The organism is Gordonia sp. NPDC003424 (assembly GCF_053588655.1).
The window spans coordinates 202,786-220,956 of the sequence record NZ_JBSFQJ010000003.1; the positions used below are offsets into that span (position 1 = coordinate 202,786).

The window sequence follows — 18,171 nt, forward strand, 5'->3', positions numbered from 1 at the left end:
GCGTGCTCATCCTTGTCCTCGTCATCCCCACTCGTCTCGTCGTCACCGGTCGCCGCCCCACACATCGGCCAGTGCGGCCAGCGCCGGATCACTCCCCGCGATCAGCACCACGTCGGTCGCCGCCGGAGACCAGTCGGGCGTCGACGTCAGCAGCTCGCGCGCGTCGGCGACGGTCGCGACCATGCGCACCTCGTCTCCCCAGGAGCCTTCCATAACGGCGCCCTGATGCAATGCACGCACCGCACGCGAGTCGCCCACACACAGCGTCTTGTCGACGGCCAGGCGCACCGCCTGCCGACCGAGCCGATCGTGTTCGACGACTCGCTCGTTCTCCGGCGGATCCCCCTCGACGACCAGCTCCCCCAGGATCGCCCACGTGCGCACCACAGCGTCCGGGGCCTGCGCACGGACGGCCGAACCCCGCTCGGCCAGGGTGCGCAACAGGGCGCGGACCTCGTCGACACCGGCCGGCGCGGACACGGCGATCAGGTCGGCCACCGGGCTCATCCGGAGGCCTTCGGGCTGCTCGACGCGCCGATCAGTTCGTCGAGGATCTCCCCGGCGACCACCCGATCGTCGAACGGATGTTTCACGCCGTCGATCTCCTGTCCGGTCTCGTGCCCCTTGCCCGCGATCAGGACCACGTCTGTCGGCTGCGCCCAGGTGATCGCCGCCCGGATGGCGTCGGCGCGATCGCCGATCTCGCGCAGGTCGACCGTGGTGTCGTCGGCGCCGCGGGCCCCGGCGAGCAGTTCGGCCCGGATCGCGGCGGGTTCCTCGCTGCGCGGGTTGTCGTCGGTGATGATCGCGAGGTCGGCGCCGCGGGCCGCGATCTCACCCATGATGGGTCGTTTGCCGGTGTCCCGGTCGCCGCCGGCCCCCACCACCACCGCGAGACGCCCCCGGGTCTGGTCGCGCAGGGTCGCGATCACCGCGTCGAGGGCGGCCGGCTTGTGGGCGTAGTCGACGACGACGAGGAAGTCCTGTCCACGGTCGATGCGTTCGAGCCTGCCGGGGACCGCGACGTGTGCGATCGCCTCGGCGGCGGTGGTCGTCGGTACCCCGGCCGCGGTCGCGATCGCGACGGCGAGCGCGGCGTTGGCCACGTTGTAGCGGCCCGGGAGCGGGACGGTCAGGTCGACGGTACCGCCGGCCGGGGTGGTGCAGGTCGCGTGCTGGACGCCGCCGGCGTCCACCGTCGACGGCCCGGCGTGCCAGTGCGCCGGCACCGGCCCGGTGGACACGGTGACCGGATGCGACTTCGGGTCGGCCCGGGCCACGTCGACCATGCGTCGCCCCCATTCGCCGTCGACGCAGATCACCGGGCGCACCGCGTGCGTCGACGACGCCGGCGCGAACAGCCGGGCCTTCGCGTCGAAGTAGGCGCGCATCGTGTGGTGGAAGTCCAGATGGTCCTGCGAGAGGTTGGTGAACGCGCCGATCGCGAAGTGTGCGCCGTCCACGCGTCCGAGCGCGAGCGCGTGACTCGACACCTCCATCACGACGGCGTCCACCCCGCGTTCGAGCATCGCGGCGAGCATCGCCTGCAGCGTCGGCGCCTCAGGGGTGGTCAGGGTGCTGGGCTGGGCGACTCCGTCGATGCGGGTCTGCACGGTGCCGATCAGACCGACTGAATGCCCGGCGGCCATCAGCGCCGCCTCGACCATGTACGACGTGGTGGTCTTCCCCGACGTCCCGGTGATGCCGATCAGCTTGAGACGTTGCGACGGATAGCCGTAGATCCGGGCGCTGACCGGCCCGAGCACCGCCCGCGGGTCGGGATGCACGAGCACCGCGCACGACACGTCGGGGCCGAGGACACCCGCGAGTTCGGCGCGGCCCTGCGCGTCGGTGAGGATCGCGGTGGCGCCCGCGGCGACCGCCTCGTCGGCGAATCGGGCGCCGTGGGTCCGGCCGCCCGGCAGCGCCGCGAACAGGTCGCCCGGTGCCACCTCTTGCGCACGCAACGTCACCCCGGTGACCTCGGTGCCGGCATCGACGGACCCGACGAGATCCATCCGCGCCCCGGTGGCCGCCGACAACACCGACACGGTGGTGGGGGCGACCTCGGCCGGCCGGAGTGGGCCCGCCTTCGGTCCGGCCTTTGCCCGATTGCGGCGAGTGGACGCCATCGTTGTCTCTCCCGCCTGTCTGAACATCCGCATCCGGCCGCCGCACGGGCGGCCGGAGAACGCACTCACGATACCGTCAGTGCGATCGGGAGCCGGGGACGTGTCGTCAGTGCGCCTCGAGGATCAGGCGCGGCGCCGGTCGCGCGGACAGCGGCACCCGGTCCCGCTGCAGCATCCAGGAGGCGATCGTGCCGAACATCGGCGATGCCGACTGGCCGCCGCTGCCGTCCGAGCTGCGCTTCGGATTGTCGAGCATGATGCCGATGACGTACCGCGGATTGTCCGCCGGCGCGATGCCGGCGAAGGTGATGTTGTAACTGTCGTTGGAGTAGCAGCCGCAGTTCGGATTGACTTGCTGGGCGGTGCCGGTCTTGCCCGACGTCTGGTAGCCGGCCACCGCGCCCTTGTAACCGGTGCCCTGCTGATATCCCATCGGATCGGACTGCATGATCGCCCGGAACATGTTGCGCACGATCACCGCGGTCTGCGGGCGGACCACCCGCACACCCTGCGGACGTGGGTCGGCCTCGGGCTGGCCTCCGTCGCGTTGTTCGGACAGGAGGATGCGCGGCGGGATCCGCAGACCGTCGTTCGCGATGGCCTGGTACATGCCGGTCATCTGCAGCAGGGTCATCGAAAGTCCCTGCCCGATGGGCAGGTTCGCGAACGAGCCGCCCGACCACTGACTCAGGGCGGGGACCTCGCCGGCGGATTCGGCCGGCAGCCCGACACCCGTGCGCTGCCCCAGGCCGAACCGATTGACCATGTCGGCGAACCGCTTCTCCCCGACCTTCTGGGCGAGCATCAGCGTGCCCACGTTCGACGACTTCCCGAAGATCCCGGTGGTGGTGTACGGCTCCATGCCGTGCGACCACGCGTCGTTCACGGTGACGCCGGCCATGTGGATGTTGCCGGGGACGCGATGAACCTCGGTCGGGGTGGTGACGCCGTATTCGATGGCCGCCGACGCGGTGATGATCTTGTTCACCGACCCCGGCTCGAACGGTGAGGTGACCGCACGGTTGCCGAGGTCCGCTTTCTTCTGCTCGCTCAACGGTTCCGACGCGTTGAAGGTGTTGTCGTTGGCCATCGCGAGCACCTCGCCGGTGTGCGCGTCGAGCACCACCGCCGACGCGTTACGGGCGCCGGAGGCCGCCTTGGCGGCCGACACCTGGCTCTGCACGAACCACTGGACGTCGGAGTCGATCGTCAGCCGCACCGCCGCACCGTTGATGGCCGGATGCACGTTCCGGGTACTGCCCGGGATGGTCGCGCCGTCCGAACCACGGTCGTAGGTCTTGGAACCGTTGGTGCCGGCCAGTGTCGAGTCCAGTGACGCCTCGAGGCCGATGAGGCCGTTGCCGTCGTAGTTGACGTCGCCGATCATGTTGGCGCCCAGCGATCCGCCGGGATAGAGCCGGATGCTCTGCGGATCGGCGCCGACCTCCGGATAGTCCGAGATGATCTTGTTCGCGGTCTCCGGGCTGACCGATCGGGCCAGATAGACGAAGGTGTCGTCACTGCGGAGTTTCGTCAGCAGGTCCTGTTCGCTGATCGAGCCGCCGAGCGCCGAGGACACCCCCTTGGCGATCTCGCCGAGTCGCTTGTCGACGTCGGGCAGCGTCGCGTCCTTGCGATGCGCGTCCTCGATGGATTTGCGAACGGCCTTGGGCAGGAAGGTCAATGCCCGCGCCTCGTCGGTGTAGGCGAGCGGGCGTCCGTTGCGGTCGAGGATGGCTCCCCGCTTGGCCGTGAGGACCTGCGTGTACTCCCGCTGCTGGGCGGCCTCGGCGGAGATCGACGACGCCTCGATGGTGTGCACGATGATCATCCGGACGGCGACGGCCACCACGGCGAGGATCACGATGACGCCCGCCACGCGACTGCGGCCCAGAAAGCCCTGCGGACCCCGCGGCCCGCCCGTCCCGCCGGTTCGCGACGACGAGGAACCCCCTGCAGGAGTGCGACCATCTCGGCCGCGCCCGGACGGACCCGCGTCGAGGCGCTGGAAGACGGCACGTGTCATGGTTGCCAATTGTCCACGGGATTACCGGGATTGCGTCGGAGGTGCGCCCGGCGCGTTGGGGGTTGTCGGCAAGACGTTCGGGGCCGGCGCGGTCACGCCCGGCGCCGGGGCGGCGGCCTCGGGTCCCACATTCGGCGCGGGGCTGGTGGTCGTCGGTCCCGCATTCGGTGCGGGCGCGGTGCTCGGTGCCGGACTTGTCGAATTCGGTTGCGCGGTGCCCGAATCCGTCGAGCCTCCGGGCAGACCCTCGGAGTCGTCGACCTTCTTGGGATCGATGGTCGAGACCGGGTCCGGGCCGATCGGCGGGTTGATCGTCCGCATGCCCTTGCCCTGCGCGGGCTGCGGATCGCCGACCAGTCGCGGCTTCCCGTCGGCACCGACGATCATCCGTGGCGGATTCGACGCCGGGATCATACCCAACTTCGTTGCCTTGTCGGACAATTCGGGCGCGGAATCCCCGGATTCGTAGTCCCGCTTGAGGGAATCGCGTTTGTCGACCAGCGCCTGGTTCTGCTGACGTTCCACACCGAGCCGGTAGGAATCCTGCGCGGCCTTGGTCGACAGCCACAGACTGGTGCCCAGACCGACCACGAGCAGGGCGATCACCGGGATCACGAACGGGACCCGGGCAACCCGGTCACGCAGCGAGACCGCAGATTTCGGCGACGACGGGACCACCCGTCCGGCCGGCCGCGCATCGCCGTCCTTTTCGATCCGCTTGCGGCGCCGGTCGATCGCCCGTTGCGCGGACTTCGACCGGCCGGCCCGCTCCCCCGCGACGCCGACGCGTCCGCGCCGCGGTCGCTCACCGTCGAGGTCCGTGCCCTCCCGCTCGGAGACGTCGAGGTCGTCCAGTACGGTCATGATCGATCCTTTTCGTCGACGCGTTCGATCACTCGTACCCGTACCGGGGCCGAGCGCGGGTTGGCTTCGAGTTCACGCTCGTCCGGGCGTGCCGCGCCCCGGGTGACCAACCGGAAGTCCGGCGCCGAGCCGGGCAGCTCCACGGGAAGTCCGGCCGGCGACGTCGAGGTGACACGAGAGGCGAACTCGCGCTTGACGATTCGGTCCTCCAACGATTGATAGCTCATCACCGCCACGCGACCGCCGACCCGTGTGGCGGCCAGCGCGGCCGGGATGGCGCGGCGCAGTGCGTCGAGTTCGTGGTTGACCTCGATCCGCAGGGCCTGGAACGTCCGCTTCGCCGGATGCCCGCCCGTGCGCCGGGTCGCGGCCGGGATGGTCGAGTACAGCAGTTCGACGAGTCGTCCACTGGTGGTGAAGGGTTCGCGCTCACGCTCGCGGATGACCGCCGACGCGATCTTCCCGGCGAATCGCTCCTCGCCGTACTCGGACAGGATGCGGGCCAGCTCGCCGTGCGGGTAGGTGTTCAGAACGTCTGCGGCGGTGAGGGTGTCGTCGTTGTTCATGCGCATGTCCAGCGGCGCGTCGACGGCGTAGGCGAATCCGCGGTCCGGCTGATCGAGTTGCATCGAGGAGACGCCCAGGTCGAACAGCGCGGCGTCGATCCGGTCGATGCCGGCATCGGCGAGCACGTCGCCGATCTCGTCGAATCGCGCCTGGTGGAAGGTAATCCGGTCGCCGTAGGCGGCGAGCCGGTCGGCGGCGATGGCCAACGCGTTGCGATCGCGGTCGATGCCGACGACCCGCACCGACGGGTGGGTGCGCAGTATCAGTTCGGTGTGCCCGCCGGCACCGAGGGTGGCGTCGACGAAAACGGGTTCGGTGCTGCCCGCACCCGTGAGGGCGGGATCGAGGAGTTCGACGATGGTCTCGGCCATCACCGGGACGTGGCCGTGCTCGCCGGAGCGCCGGCCCGGCCCGTCATCCGATGTGCTCACCGACCCCCTCCTCCGTGTGGCGAAAACGGTGATGGGTCGGGGTCTCGGCCCGATCACGCACCTGGCGTTGGGGAAGTACGCCAGGGTCGTCCCGGGCCGAGGCCTCGACCCACCCGATCCTCTATTCACCTGTGTGGCCACGCTCATCGGCTCGCTAGAGCACCGTGTCCAGCGACGCCGAACCCGCGGTGGAGAAACTCTCCTCGTGCTCCTCGGAGTAGGCACGCCAGGCCGCCGCGTCCCAGATCTCGAGGCGGTCGAACGCACCGATCACCACGCACTCCTTGGCCAGGCCCGCGTAGGTCCGGTGGTCGGCCGACAGGGTGACTCGTCCCTGCCCGTCCGGGCGCTGTTCGTCGGTGTTCGCGAAGAGCACCCGCTGAAAGGCCCGCGCCTCGGGATCGTTCCGCGATGCCGCCATGGTCCGTTCGGCGATCGCATCGAACTCCTCGGCTCGATACACCGACAGGCTGCGGTCCTGGCCTCGTGTGACCATGACACCTCCTGCCAACGCGTCGCGGAACTTGGCGGGCAACGTCAGTCGCCCCTTGTCGTCCAGCTTGGGCGTGTAGGTGCCGACGAACCGAGCGGACACGTCAGCACCTCCTGCCCCACCGGGTTCGGCGGTCCGGTTCCGCCTCATCCAGTGATGCCCACAGTACCCCACTTTCCACCACTTTCCACCCCATTGACCCCCATGGGGCGCCATGCGTGAATATATGCGCAGTTCAGAGGGCAGAAAAGGAGTGGGGAGAAGTTCGGAGACGCGCGTGTCCGAGGTCGCCGAGCATGAGGCAGAAGGGATTGAATCAGCACAAAGAGGCTGGTGGGAGTGACCATTCACCCTCGGTGGGGCGAAGTGGGGGGAAGTCGTGGGGCATGGTGGGGAGCCGGCGGGCTCCGGTGAACCCGATCCGGCGCAGACGACAGCAGGCCGCACACCATCGGTGTGCGGCCTGCTGTCAGGTCATGGGCCGGGCGTCACCCGGCGAGCACGTCGCTCAGTCCTGCTCGAAGCGCCGGTTGAATCGTTCCTCCATGCGTTCGGAGAACTTGCGCTTGGGACCGCCGGCGCGTGGAGCCTTGCCGCCGCGGCCCGGCCCCTGGTTGGACGATCCGGAGATCTTGCCACCCGGACCCCACAGGGCGAACAGCCCCGCAGCGAACATCACCAGGAATCCGATGAGGCTGATGATCGGGAATCCGCCGATCTTGACGTCGACGATGAGTCCCCCGACGAGCAGCACCAGTCCGAGGACAAAGATGACAGCGGCTTGCAGCCGACGACGGCCGCTCGACCTTCCGAGGCGCCGACGCTTGACGCTCGACGCGAACTTCGGGTCTTCGGCATACAGAGCGTTCTCGATCTGCTCGAGCATCCGCTGCTCGTGCTCCGAAAGAGGCACCGACCCTCCTAACCTCAACTCCATCGGCCCCCGACCACGTGCTCATTCCGATCACGATCACGTGCGTTGTCGATGCCGTTCAGCCGCCGACTACGGCCTGGTAAATCCATGATACGAGCTGATTCATCCGGCTACCACCATTACCCCAGGTTGGGTCGGAAATCTCAGCGGCCTCACGGCTGCACCACGACGCGACATCACGCCGTCCGGTCGTCGGAGACCATCTGATCGGGCAACTTGCCCTGCTCGTAGGCGATGAGCAGCTCCTCGACGGCGTCGAGCAACTCGATCACGTGCCGGCGCATCGTGATCCCGATGTCGGCCCCGACAGAGCGCCGCAGCCCCGACTCGATGTCCGAGCGGGTCGACGAGTGCGCCGCGAAGAATCCGACGGCGTCGGCCAGCTCGGGTGCCACCGCGGTCAACCGGTTCCAGGCGTTGCGCGATCCACGCCGGCGGGCCGGCCGGTTCGACGGTTCGTACACCTCGATCGCCGCGCCGGCGGCGCGCAGGGCGGTCAGATAGTACTGCCGGAACCGTTCGGCGGAGTCCTCGATCCCGTCGGCATTGTCGAACAGGAGCTCGGCCCGCTCGAGCAGGTCCCGACTGCGACGGACCACCACGGGGTCGACGATGTCGGCCGTGTGTGTCGTCCGGACCGGCCTGACCATTGTCGGTCACCTCCTCGCAGAAGCGCAGTGCGTACTTCTGCTTTGTACAACCCGGGTACGACAGGAATCCTTTCCGGCCGATGCGGGCACCGGTGACCCAGGTGGCCCCGCTGGTCGGACCACTCAGACGTCGGGCCCGGCGAGACCGCACTGCAACGCGTAGAGGCTCGCGCCGACACGGTTGGAGGCACCGATCTTCGCGTAGGTCCGCTCGACGTGGTTGCGGACGGTTTTCTCACTGAGGACGAGGTGCGTCGCGATCTCCCGGTTGGACATCCCGCGCGCCACCATGCCCAGGATCTCGGCCTCCCGCGGGGTCAGTGCGTCCGTCCGCCGGATCCGGGATCGCGGGTGCCCGACCGCGGCGAGGACGGCGTCGACGCACGTGCCGTCCAGTTCCCCGGCGGCGGCCCGGCGGCGCAGCCGCTCCGCCGCGTCGTGCGGTGTCAGCCGGTCACGGTACGGGCGCGGTTCGAGTGCGGCCTGATAGGCCACCGCAGCCGCGAGCAGCCGCTCGGGCCGACCCAACATGGCCCCACCGAGGCCGAGCGGATAACCGGTCCCGTCGACATGTTCGTGGTGGGCGCGCGCGACCACCGCCAGCCGGGCCAGACCCGGGACGCTGGTCAGGACGCGGTCGGTGAGGTACGGATGCATCCGTACCCGCTCCCATTCGGCCGGCGTCAGCGGGCCCGCCTTGGACCAGATCGCGTTGCTGACGCCCAATCGTCCGACGTCATGGACATAACCCGCACGCCGAACCAGGTCGACCTCGGGTTCCGGCAACCCCACGAGCGGGCCGGCGGCCGCGGCGAGTGCGCCGACCGCACGCGAATGACCGAGGGTGAAAGGGCATTTCAGGTCCGTGAAATCACCGATGGCCATCAGCAGGGCGTCGAAGGCGTCCCCGTCGAGTCGCGTCTCTGCGTCCGGTGCGACGTCGAGCGCCGCGGCGAGCGGATCGTCGTCGGCCCCGAACACGTCGTCCGGGCCGTCGACGAACGCAGCGATGAACGCGTCGACGACGACGGGATCGAACTGTCCGCCACGACGGCTGCGTGCCATGGCGATCGCCCCGTCGGTCCCGTACAGGCGCTGGTGTACCTCGGCGGTGTCGGCGAGTTGCGCCACCCGTATCTCGATCGGGATGTCGGTACCCGACACGCCGTCGGGCAGACCGCTGCCGTCGTAACGCTCGAAGGTGAACCCGATCACCCGTGCGACGTCGTCGCCGAGTCCGAGATGCTCGGCGAGCGCGGCCGCCGACATGCAGTGCGAATGCACTATCGTGCCGAGTTGCCCTCGTGCGTCCCGCATGAGCGTGGCCATCGTCTTGATCCGTGTGCCGACGGGTTCGCCGTACGCCACATGGCCCAGGAGGAACCGCATGTACGGGAGGCCGGACCAGTCGACGAGGTATGACTCGCGGCGCACCGCGATGTCGTCGCCGAACCACCGGGCGTACTCCTGCGAGTCCGCATGGCAGCCGATCCACATCACCAGGGTCGAGTAGAAGATGGTGGCGCGCTGGGCGCGACTGAGCCCCAAGCGATCCGACAATCGGCATGCGATGATCGCGGACCGGAGCATGTGCTCGGCCGGCAGGCCGAGGCCGAGGTCGATGGCGACCGACAGTCCGGCGAGGATCTCGACGCGACGCGGTGGCCGCTCGGGTGGCGCCATACAAGGATTGTCGCCCTTGCGCCGAGACTTCGGGCCCGGCCGGTGTTTTCGCCGACGGGCGCAGGTCGCGTCAGAAGCTGAAGGTGGTCGCCCCGTCTCCGATCCACTCCCAGAGCTGGACCGTGCCGGCCACCCGCGCGTTGGGCACGAACGTGTCGGGGTCGAGTTTCTTGGAGTTGACACAGACCGAGCAGGCGATGAACTCCCCGCCGGCGGCCGCATAGCGGTTCATCAACTCTTCGATCGGGGGGCATCCGTCACACGCGGTGCCGGTCGCGACACCCGTGACCGCCAGGCGCACCGCCTCCTTGGTGAGGAAGATCAGCGTGGACCGACCGCCTTCGGCGGCGGCGATCGCCGTCAGCAGCGCCACCATCACCTTCTCGGGGTCCTCGAGACCGGTCACCAGGGTGATCGCGGCCCGGCTCATCGTGCGTTCTCCGTCGTCGGATCGATGACCGCGTGGATCTGCTGCACCGAGTCGATCGGGAATCCGCCGCAGCGCGCATGCTCACGGATGAGTTCCTCGTTCTCGGCCCGATAGATGCACGTGATCCGGTTGTCGGTCACGTAACTGTGCACCCATTGGATGTCGGGCCCCAGGTCGCGGAGCACTTTGTTCGACGCACCGGACAGTTCGGCGAGTGCGGCAGAGTCCATCTGACCGGCGCCGGGAACCGTCCGGTCGATGAGATAGGTGTGCATGGCAGGTTCTCCATTCACTCGAGGTCGACGACCCGATGTCGCCGTCCTCTCGAACCTAAGCCGATCTGAGCGCCCGGACATGAGGCATTGACCCCAATTTCCGAAGGGGCCACCGAGAACGAGACCGGGGTGGGACAGACGTCTTCCCCCGTCAGCCCCACCCCGGTATCGGTTGTCGGCGGGTGGGCAGAACAGCTTGCGGAGGCTGATCAATCGAACACCCGTTCGACCTATTCAATATAGCTGGTAGGTCGCCGACCTTCAAGACCTACCGACCCGGCGAGACGAGAGGACTGACGTTCGGTGACGATCCGCCTCGTTGAGCTGACCGGGCAGGATTCGCGCATCTGGCTCGACCCCGCGCTCGACATCTATGTCACCGCAATGAACTATCCCCGGGGTACCGAGTCGCATCGGGCACCGCTGTGGCGCGACCACATCTCGCGACCGGGATGGCGTGGCGTCGGGGCGGTCGCGACGATGTCGCCCACCGAGATCCACCGCCCCGGTGCTGCCCGGCGACGCCTTGTCCGCCCGGTGGCGGCCACCGACAACGAGGTGCTCGTCGGCATCGCCTACGGCTACCGGGGCGCCCGCGATCAGTGGTGGAATCAGCAGCTCCGGATCGGCCTGCGCCAATCGGGGCGGTCTGACGCCGATGTCGACGCGATCACCCGGGACTACTTCGAACTCACCGAACTCCACGTCCACCCGTCAGCGCAGGGACACGGTATCGGCCAGTGGCTGCTGGGCACCCTGCTCACCGGCCGGCCGGAGAGCGCGGTGCTGCTCTCCACCCCGGAGATCCCGGCCGAGGACAACCGGGCGTGGTCGCTCTACCGTCGCCTCGGCTTCGCCGACGTGTTGCGCCACTTCACGTTCACCGGCGATCCGCGGCCGTTCGCGTTCCTCGGACGACGACTCCCGCTGACCGTAGCCGAGCACGCGGAGTATCGGTGACGTCACGGTGACCACCCATCGCCCGATCGACGCCGTGATCGTCGGTGCCGGTCACAACGGACTGATCGCGGCCGCCTACCTGGCGCAGGCCGGCCGGTCGGTGCGGGTGATCGACCGCGACGAGGTGCCCGGAGGGGCGGTGTCCACCGTCGAGCGGTTCCCCGGATACCGGGTCGACCGCGGATCGTCGGCGCACCTGATGATCCGGCACTCCCCGATCCTCGACGAGCTCTCCCTCGCCGACCACGGCCTGCGCTACCTCGACTGCGACCCCTGGGCGTTCAGTCCGGCCACCGAGACGACCGCGCCGATCGTCTTCCGCACCGATCTCGACGCCACGTGCGCGTCCATCGAGCGGGCGGTGGGCCCTGCCGACGCGGACGCCTACCGGCGCTTCGTCGACGTGTGGCGCCCGCGGGCACGGGCGATGATGCGGTCGTTCTACGGATCGGCCGGAGCCGGCCGGGTGGCGAGCTCCTTCGGCCGGCTGACCGGCACCGCGACCACCGCCCGCACCGGGGTGATCGGGCGGCGGACGGGCACGATGCTCTCGCTCACCCAGGAACTGATGGCATCGGGCGACGCCCTGCTCGATCGCTGGTTCGACGCCGAACCGCTCAAGGCCGCGCTGGCCTGGTTCGGCGCGCAGTCCGGGCCGCCCATGACTGCGCCGGGAACCGCACCGATGATCGGCTTCGCCGCCCTGCAGCACGACCTGCCGCCCGGCCGGGCCGTCGGCGGCAGCGGCGCGCTCACCGAGGCACTGCTGCGGCGGCTGAACGCCGACGGTGGCGACGTCGTGCTGGGTGCGGCGGCCACGGCCATCGGGCGCTGCGGCGATCACTGGCGTGTCGAGACCGCGGCCGGCGAACACTGCGCCAGGACGGTCGTCGCGGCCTGCCACGTGCTGACCACGCTCGACCTGCTGGAGTCCGGCGGATTCGACACCGCGACCCTGCGGCGGTGGCGCCGCGAGATCACCGTCGGCGACGGCATCGGGATGGCCGTGCGGCTCGGCACCGACGCGCTGCCCGCGTACCCGGATCTGCCGTCGGATCTGCCCGCGCACGGTGTGCACTCGGCGCTCGGTCTGCTCGTCACCGATCGTGCCCAGCTGCGCCGGGCGCATGCGGCCGCGGCCGTCGGCGAACTGCCACGGCGTCCCGCCTGTCTCGCGATGAGCTTCTCCGCGATCGACCCGTCGCTGGCCCCCGCCGGCAAGCATCTGGTGACCGTCTGGGCGCAGTGGCATCCGTACCGCCTGGCCGACGGCATCACCTGGTCGACCGTCGCGTCGTCGGCGGCCGACGCGATCATCGCCGAGGTCGACCGGTACGCACCGGGCTTCGGCGCCCACATCGAACACCGTCATGTCCAGACCCCGGCCGATCTGGAATCCGAGATCGGCCTGGTGGGCGGCAACATCATGCACGTGGAGATGACCATCGACCAGATGTTCTTCTGGCGCCCGTCACCCGACCTCTCCGGCCACCGGGTGCCGGGAGCCGACGGAGTACTGCTGGCCGGCGCCTCCACGCACCCCGGCGGCGGCGTGACCGGCGCGAGCGGCCGGATCGCCGCGCACCTGGCGCTGCGCCGATAACCGGTGCGTCGGGCACCCGCGGTAGGCGCGGTCTGGCACCATGAGCAGCGTGCGTTCGTCATTTCGCTGGTCCACGTTTCTGATGCTGCTGTGCCTGGTGGGCTCGGTGCCGTTGCTCTCGGGGTGTCTCCAGCGATCGACGAACGTCGGCGACCGCTACTCCGGCACGGTCATCGTCGCCACCTCCCCCGACAATCCGCGGGGTGCACCGAAACTCGACATCCCGCAGTCGATGGCATCGCGGATCACGCTGCGCGACTACTCATCGGCGCCGGCGAGCGCCTCTCCCGGCGCCGGTGGCGCGGCCCCGAGCGCGGCGCCCGGGGCGGGCGCCCAGGCCGCGCCGGCGCGGGTCGGCACCGAGGCGTCGTTCAGCGAACTGACCGCCGGCCAGTTCGGCCAGCTCGGCGACATCGTCGCCAGCTCGTTCGGCGACTCGGCGATGAGCATGGATCTGACCTCCACCCGCAGCGGCGACGTCGTCCGGTTCCGCGGGAGTGCCGACCTGACCGACCTCAACCCGACGCGCGACCTCGTCGAGCTGACCGTGACCTTCGACGGCCCGATCACCGCGCAGAACGGCAATCAGATCGGCGATCGCACGGTGACCTGGACACCCGAGTCCGGGAAGACCGCGATGTTCAGCGCGGATGCGACCTATCCGGACCCGGCCACCGCAGCGGTCAGCAGCTGGTCGTGGTTCCTGGCACTGGTGTGCCTGATCACCGTGGCCATCGTGGCCCGCCTGGCGTATGTCAAACGGGACCGCAGCCCGCGCCCCGGCCGACCGCGCTACCCCGCGAAATCGGACTCCGAAGAGGGCACGGACGCCGAGGGCAGCTCGACTTCTGGCGAGCGCGCCGATACCCCGACTGACACGGCGACGGGGGCTGCAGGGACGGACACTGCGGCGACAGACACTTCGGCGACGGACACCGCGACTGCGGCCGGCACCGGTAAGAGCTGAGTCAGGACGGGCGCCGGGTCACGACCAGCGCAGCGTCAGGACGCGGCCCGGGTGACGGGCAGCGCCGACGACGTGTCGACGCCGAGCCGTTCGAGCACCTCACTGGTCGCCTTGGCGAAGTTGAGGCTGCAGAAATGCAGGCACGGCGCACCCTCGGCGATGAGCCGCTCGGCGGTCTCGGTGGCGAAGTCGATGCCCTCGGCACGCACCGCCTCGCGGTTCTCGTCGGGCCCGTCGCCCGCCGCCCGCGCGAACCGCTCCTGGACGTCGTCGGGGATCACCGATCCGGAGAGCTCCGCCATGCGGCGCACCGTGGCCAGCGACGTGATGGGCATGATGCCCGGGATGATCGGTTTGGCACCCTGCTCCGGATCGGCGGCGACGAGCCGGTCGCGCAGTCGCAGGTAGTGCTCGACGTCGAAGAACATCTGCGTGATCGAGTACTCGGCGCCGGCGCGGAGCTTGTTCACCAGGGCACGGGTGTCGTGCTCGAGGTCGGGCGCACGATGGTGGCCCTCGGGGAAGGACGCGACGCCCACGTGGAAGTCACCGAGTTCCTCGATGAGCCGCACGAGGTCCTCCGCGTATTCCACGCCGTCGGGATGGCGTACCCAGTCGCCGAGCGGGTCGCCGGGCGGGTCCCCGCGCAGCGCGAGGATGTTGGTGATGCCCTGATCGGCGTAGGCGCCGACGAGTGCACGCAGTTCGTCGACGCTGTGGTTGACCGCGGTCAGGTGGGCCACCGGCAGCAGAGTGGTCTGGGCGGCGAGTTCGCCCGTGATGCGGACCGTCCGGTCGCGGGTGGAGCCGCCCGCGCCGTAGGTCATCGAGACGAACGCGGGTCCGAGTCGCTCGAACGTCCGGACCGCGCGCCACAGGCGCGCCTCGGCCTCGGCATCCTTGGGCGGGAAGAACTCGACGGAGAACGGGATCGGGCCGCGATGCGGCGCGGCGAGCCGTTCGACGATCGAGGGGGCCACGGATGTTGAGGTCACCGCAACAGTGTACGGACCGCAGGTGGGGGCATCGCGACGACCGGTACCCGGATCGGTTGCCCTAGCCTGAGAGATGTGACCTCCGGCCCACGCGTCCCGACCTCGCTCGACCAGGTGCCCGTAGCCGTCGAAGCGGTCCTCGACGGCTTCTTCGATGCGGCGGTACCCGCCGCCGCGGCCATCGATCCCCGGGTGGGGCAGGCCGGGCAGGTGGTGCGCGACTTCGTGATGCAGGGCGGCAAACGGGTGCGGCCGGTGTTCGCCGTCGCGGGCTGGCTTGCCGGGTCGTCGGCGCACGATCGCGCGCCGTCCGACGATCCCCGGTCGCCCCAACCCTCGGATGCGTTGCGGGTCGCCGCGTCGCTGGAGCTGATCCAGGCGTGCGCGCTGATCCACGACGACATCATCGACCGGTCGGACACCCGGCGCGGACATCCGACCGTACACCGCGTGTTCGAGTCCGCACACCGCGACGACGGGTGGGCGGGCGACCCGCTCCACCACGGTGTCTCGGCCGCGATCCTGATGGGCGATCTCGCGCTGGCGTGGGCCGACGACCTGGTGCACGGCCATCACCCTGGCGAGGACGTGGCACGGCCGGCCCCGCGGCCGTTGCCCGCGGCGGTCGGCCGGGTCTGGTCGTCGATGCGCACGGAGGTGCTCGGCGGCCAGTACCTCGACATCGTCAACGAGGCCGGCGGCGACGAGTCGGTGTCCTCCGCGTATCGGGTGATGGAGTTCAAGACGGCGGCCTACACCGTGGCCCGCCCCCTCGAACTCGGTGCCACGCTGGCCGGTGCCCCGATGCCGCTGATCGATGCGCTGCGGTCGGTCGGCCACGATCTCGGGATCGCGTTCCAGCTGCGCGACGACCTGCTCGGGGTGTTCGGCGATCCGGTCCGCACCGGCAAACCGTCCGGCGACGACCTCGTCGCGGGCAAGCGGACCGCGCTGCTCGCGATCGGACTCGCGCGGGCCGCCGACCGCGATGCCGGGCTGGCCGCCGAACTGCGCGACCTCGTCGGCCGTGATCTGACCGACGACGAGGTATGGCGCGCGCGGGCGATCCTGACCGACGTGGGTGCGGTCGACGAGATCGAACGGGAGATCTCCGGACTGCTCGACGCGGCACTGGGCACTCTCGATTCGGCACCGATCGCCGAACCGGTCCGCTCCGAGCTCACCGCGTTCGCCCGCCGCATCGCCCACCGCGCGACATGACCATCCGCGACGACACGGTCTCGACCGAACCACCCGGCCGGGTGACGCTGCGTCGCGAACCGGGATTCGCCGACCTGGTCCTCGGTTTCGTCGGAGCACTCCTGGTCTGCCTCGGCAGTTTCGGGGTCGGCGACATCGCCCGCAACAACACGCTCGCACAGGATCTCGGGCTGGACGCGATCACCTACGGACACGGAAAGACGTTGTTCGGCACCATCTTCTGGATCGGTGTGGCGACCATGGTGATCGCCTGGGTGCGGACCGGACGGCGGCTGCTGTCCGGCGGGCCGGTGCCGTCGGTGCGGGCGATGCGGTCGGCGGTGATCGCGTGGGCGACGCCACTGGCGATCGGGGTGCCGGTCTACAGTCGCGACGTCTACGCCTATCTCGGTCAGGGCGCGGTATTCGGTGCCGGCTATAACCCCTACGCCGACGGGCCCGCGCACCTGCCCGGACCGCTGGTGGACAGCATGGCGCAGGTGTGGGCGGCCACCACCGCGCCCTACGGCCCGCTGTTCGTCGGATTGACGCGGGTCGTCACGGCGATCACCGGGGAACATCCGATTGCCGGCGTCTATGTGATGCGGCTGGTCCTGTTGCCGGGACTTGTGCTGGCGCTCTGGGCGATTCCCCGACTCGCCGGCCATTTCGGTGCATCCGGGCAGGACGGGTTGTGGCTGGCCCTGTGCAATCCGATGGTGCTCATCCACCTGGTCGCGGGCAGCCACGTCGAACTCCTGATGATGGGCGTGGCGGTCACCGGGGTCACCCTCGCGGTGATCGGGCGGCATGTGCCGGGCCTGCTGATGCTCGGCCTGGCGGTGTCCATCAAGATCACCGCGGGCATCGCGATCCCGTTCGTCGTGTGGATCTGGTTGTCACACATCCGCTCTCGCCGTCCGGTCACACCGCGCGACGTGCTCGGCGTATTCGCCGCGGTGGTGGTGGTTCCGCTCGCGGTGTTCGCGGCCTGCACCGCCGTCGTCGGTCTCGGCCTGGGCTGGCTGACCGGACTCGGCTGGGCCGACCGGATCATCAACTGGTTCACACTGCCCACGCTCGCCGGCCACCTGGTCACCATCGCCGCCGCCCCGTTCACCGCCGTGAATCTCCAAGCAGTGCTGCCGGTCACGCGCGCGATCGGTTCGGTGGCCCTCGCCGTCGTGCTGGTGGCGCTGTGGTGGCGGTGTCGTCGCGACGAGCGTTCCGCGATGGCCGGTCTGGGGTTGGCCATGGTGGCCGTCCTGTTGCTCGAACCGTCCACGCTCCCTTGGTATTACACGTGGGCGCTGTACTTCGCGGCAGCGTTCACCCTGCCCGGGCGCGTGCGCGCGATCGTCGTCGGGGTGTCGGTGTTCATGCTGATCGTGTTCCAGCCCGACGATTCGATCCTGTTCTACAAGCTGCCGGAGACGGCATTGGCGGCGGCGCTGTCGGTGCTCGCCGCGGTCTCGCTGCTCCGGGAGGACCCGCTCCGGCTGCGGCGCCTCACCGACTGGTTCGCCGGCACCGGGTCCCGCGTCTGACCACCCTGCCGGACAACAGGATTCAGAGTGCGATTCAGAATGCCTGCGCCTGCGCGCGGCGGATGACCTCCCGGGCCGAATGGGTGTGCAGTGCCGCGGCGGGATGCATCCCGAGATCGTCCTGGGTGGTGAACAGCCACGTCAGCACCTCGTCGCGGCTGTAGCCGCCGTCGAGCAGCACGTCGACGAGGCCGGTGAAGTGCTTGGTGATCCCGAGATCGTCGAAGAACACCGCCGGGATCGCCGGCGCGCCGTCGCGGGACACCGCGAGCAGCTGGTGATCGCGGATCAACGTGCGGACGCGATTGGTGGACACCCGCAGGCGGGCAGCGGCCTCGTCGACGGTCAAGGTCTCGGTATCGGACGGGAGTGTGTCTTGCGACAGCGGAACGGAACCCACGTGCCAGAGCGTAC

Annotated in this window: 18 protein-coding genes; 5 read left to right on the plus strand and 13 right to left on the minus strand. The window is 69.7% G+C overall.

Annotated features, from left to right (window positions below; all coding sequences use genetic code 11):
* Positions 1-42 precede the first annotated feature (42 nt).
* The 11 genes from ACWDTI_RS06000 to ACWDTI_RS06050 form a co-directional block, all read right to left on the minus strand.
* On the minus strand, positions 43-507 hold the full coding sequence (locus tag ACWDTI_RS06000) for a UDP-N-acetylmuramoyl-tripeptide--D-alanyl-D-alanine ligase (RefSeq protein WP_449737131.1): 465 nt from the start codon (positions 505-507) through the stop codon (positions 43-45).
* Entirely contained in the window at positions 504-2,132 is a 1,629-nt protein-coding gene (locus ACWDTI_RS06005) for a UDP-N-acetylmuramoyl-L-alanyl-D-glutamate--2,6-diaminopimelate ligase (protein WP_449737132.1), read from the minus strand. Before ACWDTI_RS06005 ends, ACWDTI_RS06000 begins: the two co-directional genes overlap by 4 nt.
* Positions 2,133-2,238: 106 nt before the next feature.
* On the minus strand, positions 2,239-4,158 hold the full coding sequence (locus ACWDTI_RS06010) for a peptidoglycan D,D-transpeptidase FtsI family protein (protein ID WP_449737133.1): 1,920 nt from the start codon (positions 4,156-4,158) through the stop codon (positions 2,239-2,241).
* Between the two features lie 21 nt (positions 4,159-4,179).
* Positions 4,180-5,022, minus strand: coding sequence for a hypothetical protein (locus tag ACWDTI_RS06015; RefSeq protein WP_449737134.1), 843 nt, complete (start codon positions 5,020-5,022; stop codon positions 4,180-4,182).
* Positions 5,019-5,960, minus strand: a complete 942-nt coding sequence (rsmH, locus tag ACWDTI_RS06020; RefSeq protein WP_449737412.1) for a 16S rRNA (cytosine(1402)-N(4))-methyltransferase RsmH — start codon at positions 5,958-5,960, stop codon at positions 5,019-5,021. Before rsmH ends, ACWDTI_RS06015 begins: the two co-directional genes overlap by 4 nt.
* Positions 5,961-6,174: 214 nt before the next feature.
* The gene (mraZ, locus tag ACWDTI_RS06025) at positions 6,175-6,615 is read right to left on the minus strand and encodes a division/cell wall cluster transcriptional repressor MraZ (protein WP_449737135.1); all 441 of its coding nucleotides are present in this window, start codon (positions 6,613-6,615) and stop codon (positions 6,175-6,177) included.
* Between the two features lie 406 nt (positions 6,616-7,021).
* The gene (locus tag ACWDTI_RS06030; RefSeq protein ID WP_449737136.1) at positions 7,022-7,426 is read right to left on the minus strand and encodes a DUF3040 domain-containing protein; all 405 of its coding nucleotides are present in this window, start codon (positions 7,424-7,426) and stop codon (positions 7,022-7,024) included.
* Between the two features lie 197 nt (positions 7,427-7,623).
* Positions 7,624-8,097 (minus strand): SAV_6107 family HEPN domain-containing protein, encoded by a 474-nt coding sequence (locus tag ACWDTI_RS06035; protein ID WP_449737137.1) that lies wholly within the window; start codon positions 8,095-8,097, stop codon positions 7,624-7,626.
* 123 nt (positions 8,098-8,220) lie between these two features.
* Complete coding sequence (locus ACWDTI_RS06040) at positions 8,221-9,780, minus strand: HD domain-containing phosphohydrolase (protein WP_449737138.1); 1,560 nt, start codon at positions 9,778-9,780, stop codon at positions 8,221-8,223.
* Between the two features lie 70 nt (positions 9,781-9,850).
* Positions 9,851-10,210: a DsrE family protein gene (locus ACWDTI_RS06045; protein WP_449737139.1), complete on the minus strand. Its 360-nt coding sequence runs from the start codon at positions 10,208-10,210 to the stop codon at positions 9,851-9,853.
* The gene (locus ACWDTI_RS06050) at positions 10,207-10,485 is read right to left on the minus strand and encodes a DUF4242 domain-containing protein (RefSeq protein WP_449737140.1); all 279 of its coding nucleotides are present in this window, start codon (positions 10,483-10,485) and stop codon (positions 10,207-10,209) included. Before ACWDTI_RS06050 ends, ACWDTI_RS06045 begins: the two co-directional genes overlap by 4 nt.
* A 303-nt stretch (positions 10,486-10,788) precedes the next feature.
* On the opposite strand from ACWDTI_RS06050, the gene ACWDTI_RS06055 reads away from it, so the two are divergent.
* From ACWDTI_RS06055 to ACWDTI_RS06065, 3 genes are read left to right on the plus strand one after another with little or no spacing between them, the layout of a single operon-like run.
* Positions 10,789-11,445, plus strand: coding sequence for a GNAT family N-acetyltransferase (locus tag ACWDTI_RS06055; protein WP_449737141.1), 657 nt, complete (start codon positions 10,789-10,791; stop codon positions 11,443-11,445).
* A gap of 7 nt (positions 11,446-11,452) precedes the next feature.
* Positions 11,453-13,048: a phytoene desaturase family protein gene (locus ACWDTI_RS06060; RefSeq protein WP_449737142.1), complete on the plus strand. Its 1,596-nt coding sequence runs from the start codon at positions 11,453-11,455 to the stop codon at positions 13,046-13,048.
* Between the two features lie 40 nt (positions 13,049-13,088).
* Positions 13,089-14,015 (plus strand): LppM family (lipo)protein, encoded by a 927-nt coding sequence (locus tag ACWDTI_RS06065; RefSeq protein ID WP_449737143.1) that lies wholly within the window; start codon positions 13,089-13,091, stop codon positions 14,013-14,015.
* Between the two features lie 35 nt (positions 14,016-14,050).
* On the opposite strand, the gene metF is transcribed toward ACWDTI_RS06065, so the two are convergent.
* A complete protein-coding gene (gene metF / locus ACWDTI_RS06070) occupies positions 14,051-15,010 on the minus strand; it encodes a methylenetetrahydrofolate reductase [NAD(P)H] (RefSeq protein WP_449737144.1) in 960 nt (319 codons plus the stop codon).
* 75 nt (positions 15,011-15,085) lie between these two features.
* Between metF and ACWDTI_RS06075 the strand changes: the two genes are divergently transcribed.
* Complete coding sequence (locus ACWDTI_RS06075; RefSeq protein ID WP_449737145.1) at positions 15,086-16,231, plus strand: polyprenyl synthetase family protein; 1,146 nt, start codon at positions 15,086-15,088, stop codon at positions 16,229-16,231.
* Positions 16,228-17,757 (plus strand): polyprenol phosphomannose-dependent alpha 1,6 mannosyltransferase MptB, encoded by a 1,530-nt coding sequence (mptB, locus tag ACWDTI_RS06080; RefSeq protein ID WP_449737146.1) that lies wholly within the window; start codon positions 16,228-16,230, stop codon positions 17,755-17,757. Before ACWDTI_RS06075 ends, mptB begins: the two co-directional genes overlap by 4 nt.
* 34 nt (positions 17,758-17,791) lie before the next feature.
* Here the strand turns inward: mptB and ACWDTI_RS06085 are convergent, their stop codons facing one another.
* The gene (locus tag ACWDTI_RS06085) at positions 17,792-18,157 is read right to left on the minus strand and encodes an Rv2175c family DNA-binding protein (protein WP_449737147.1); all 366 of its coding nucleotides are present in this window, start codon (positions 18,155-18,157) and stop codon (positions 17,792-17,794) included.
* Positions 18,158-18,171: the final 14 nt, after the last annotated feature.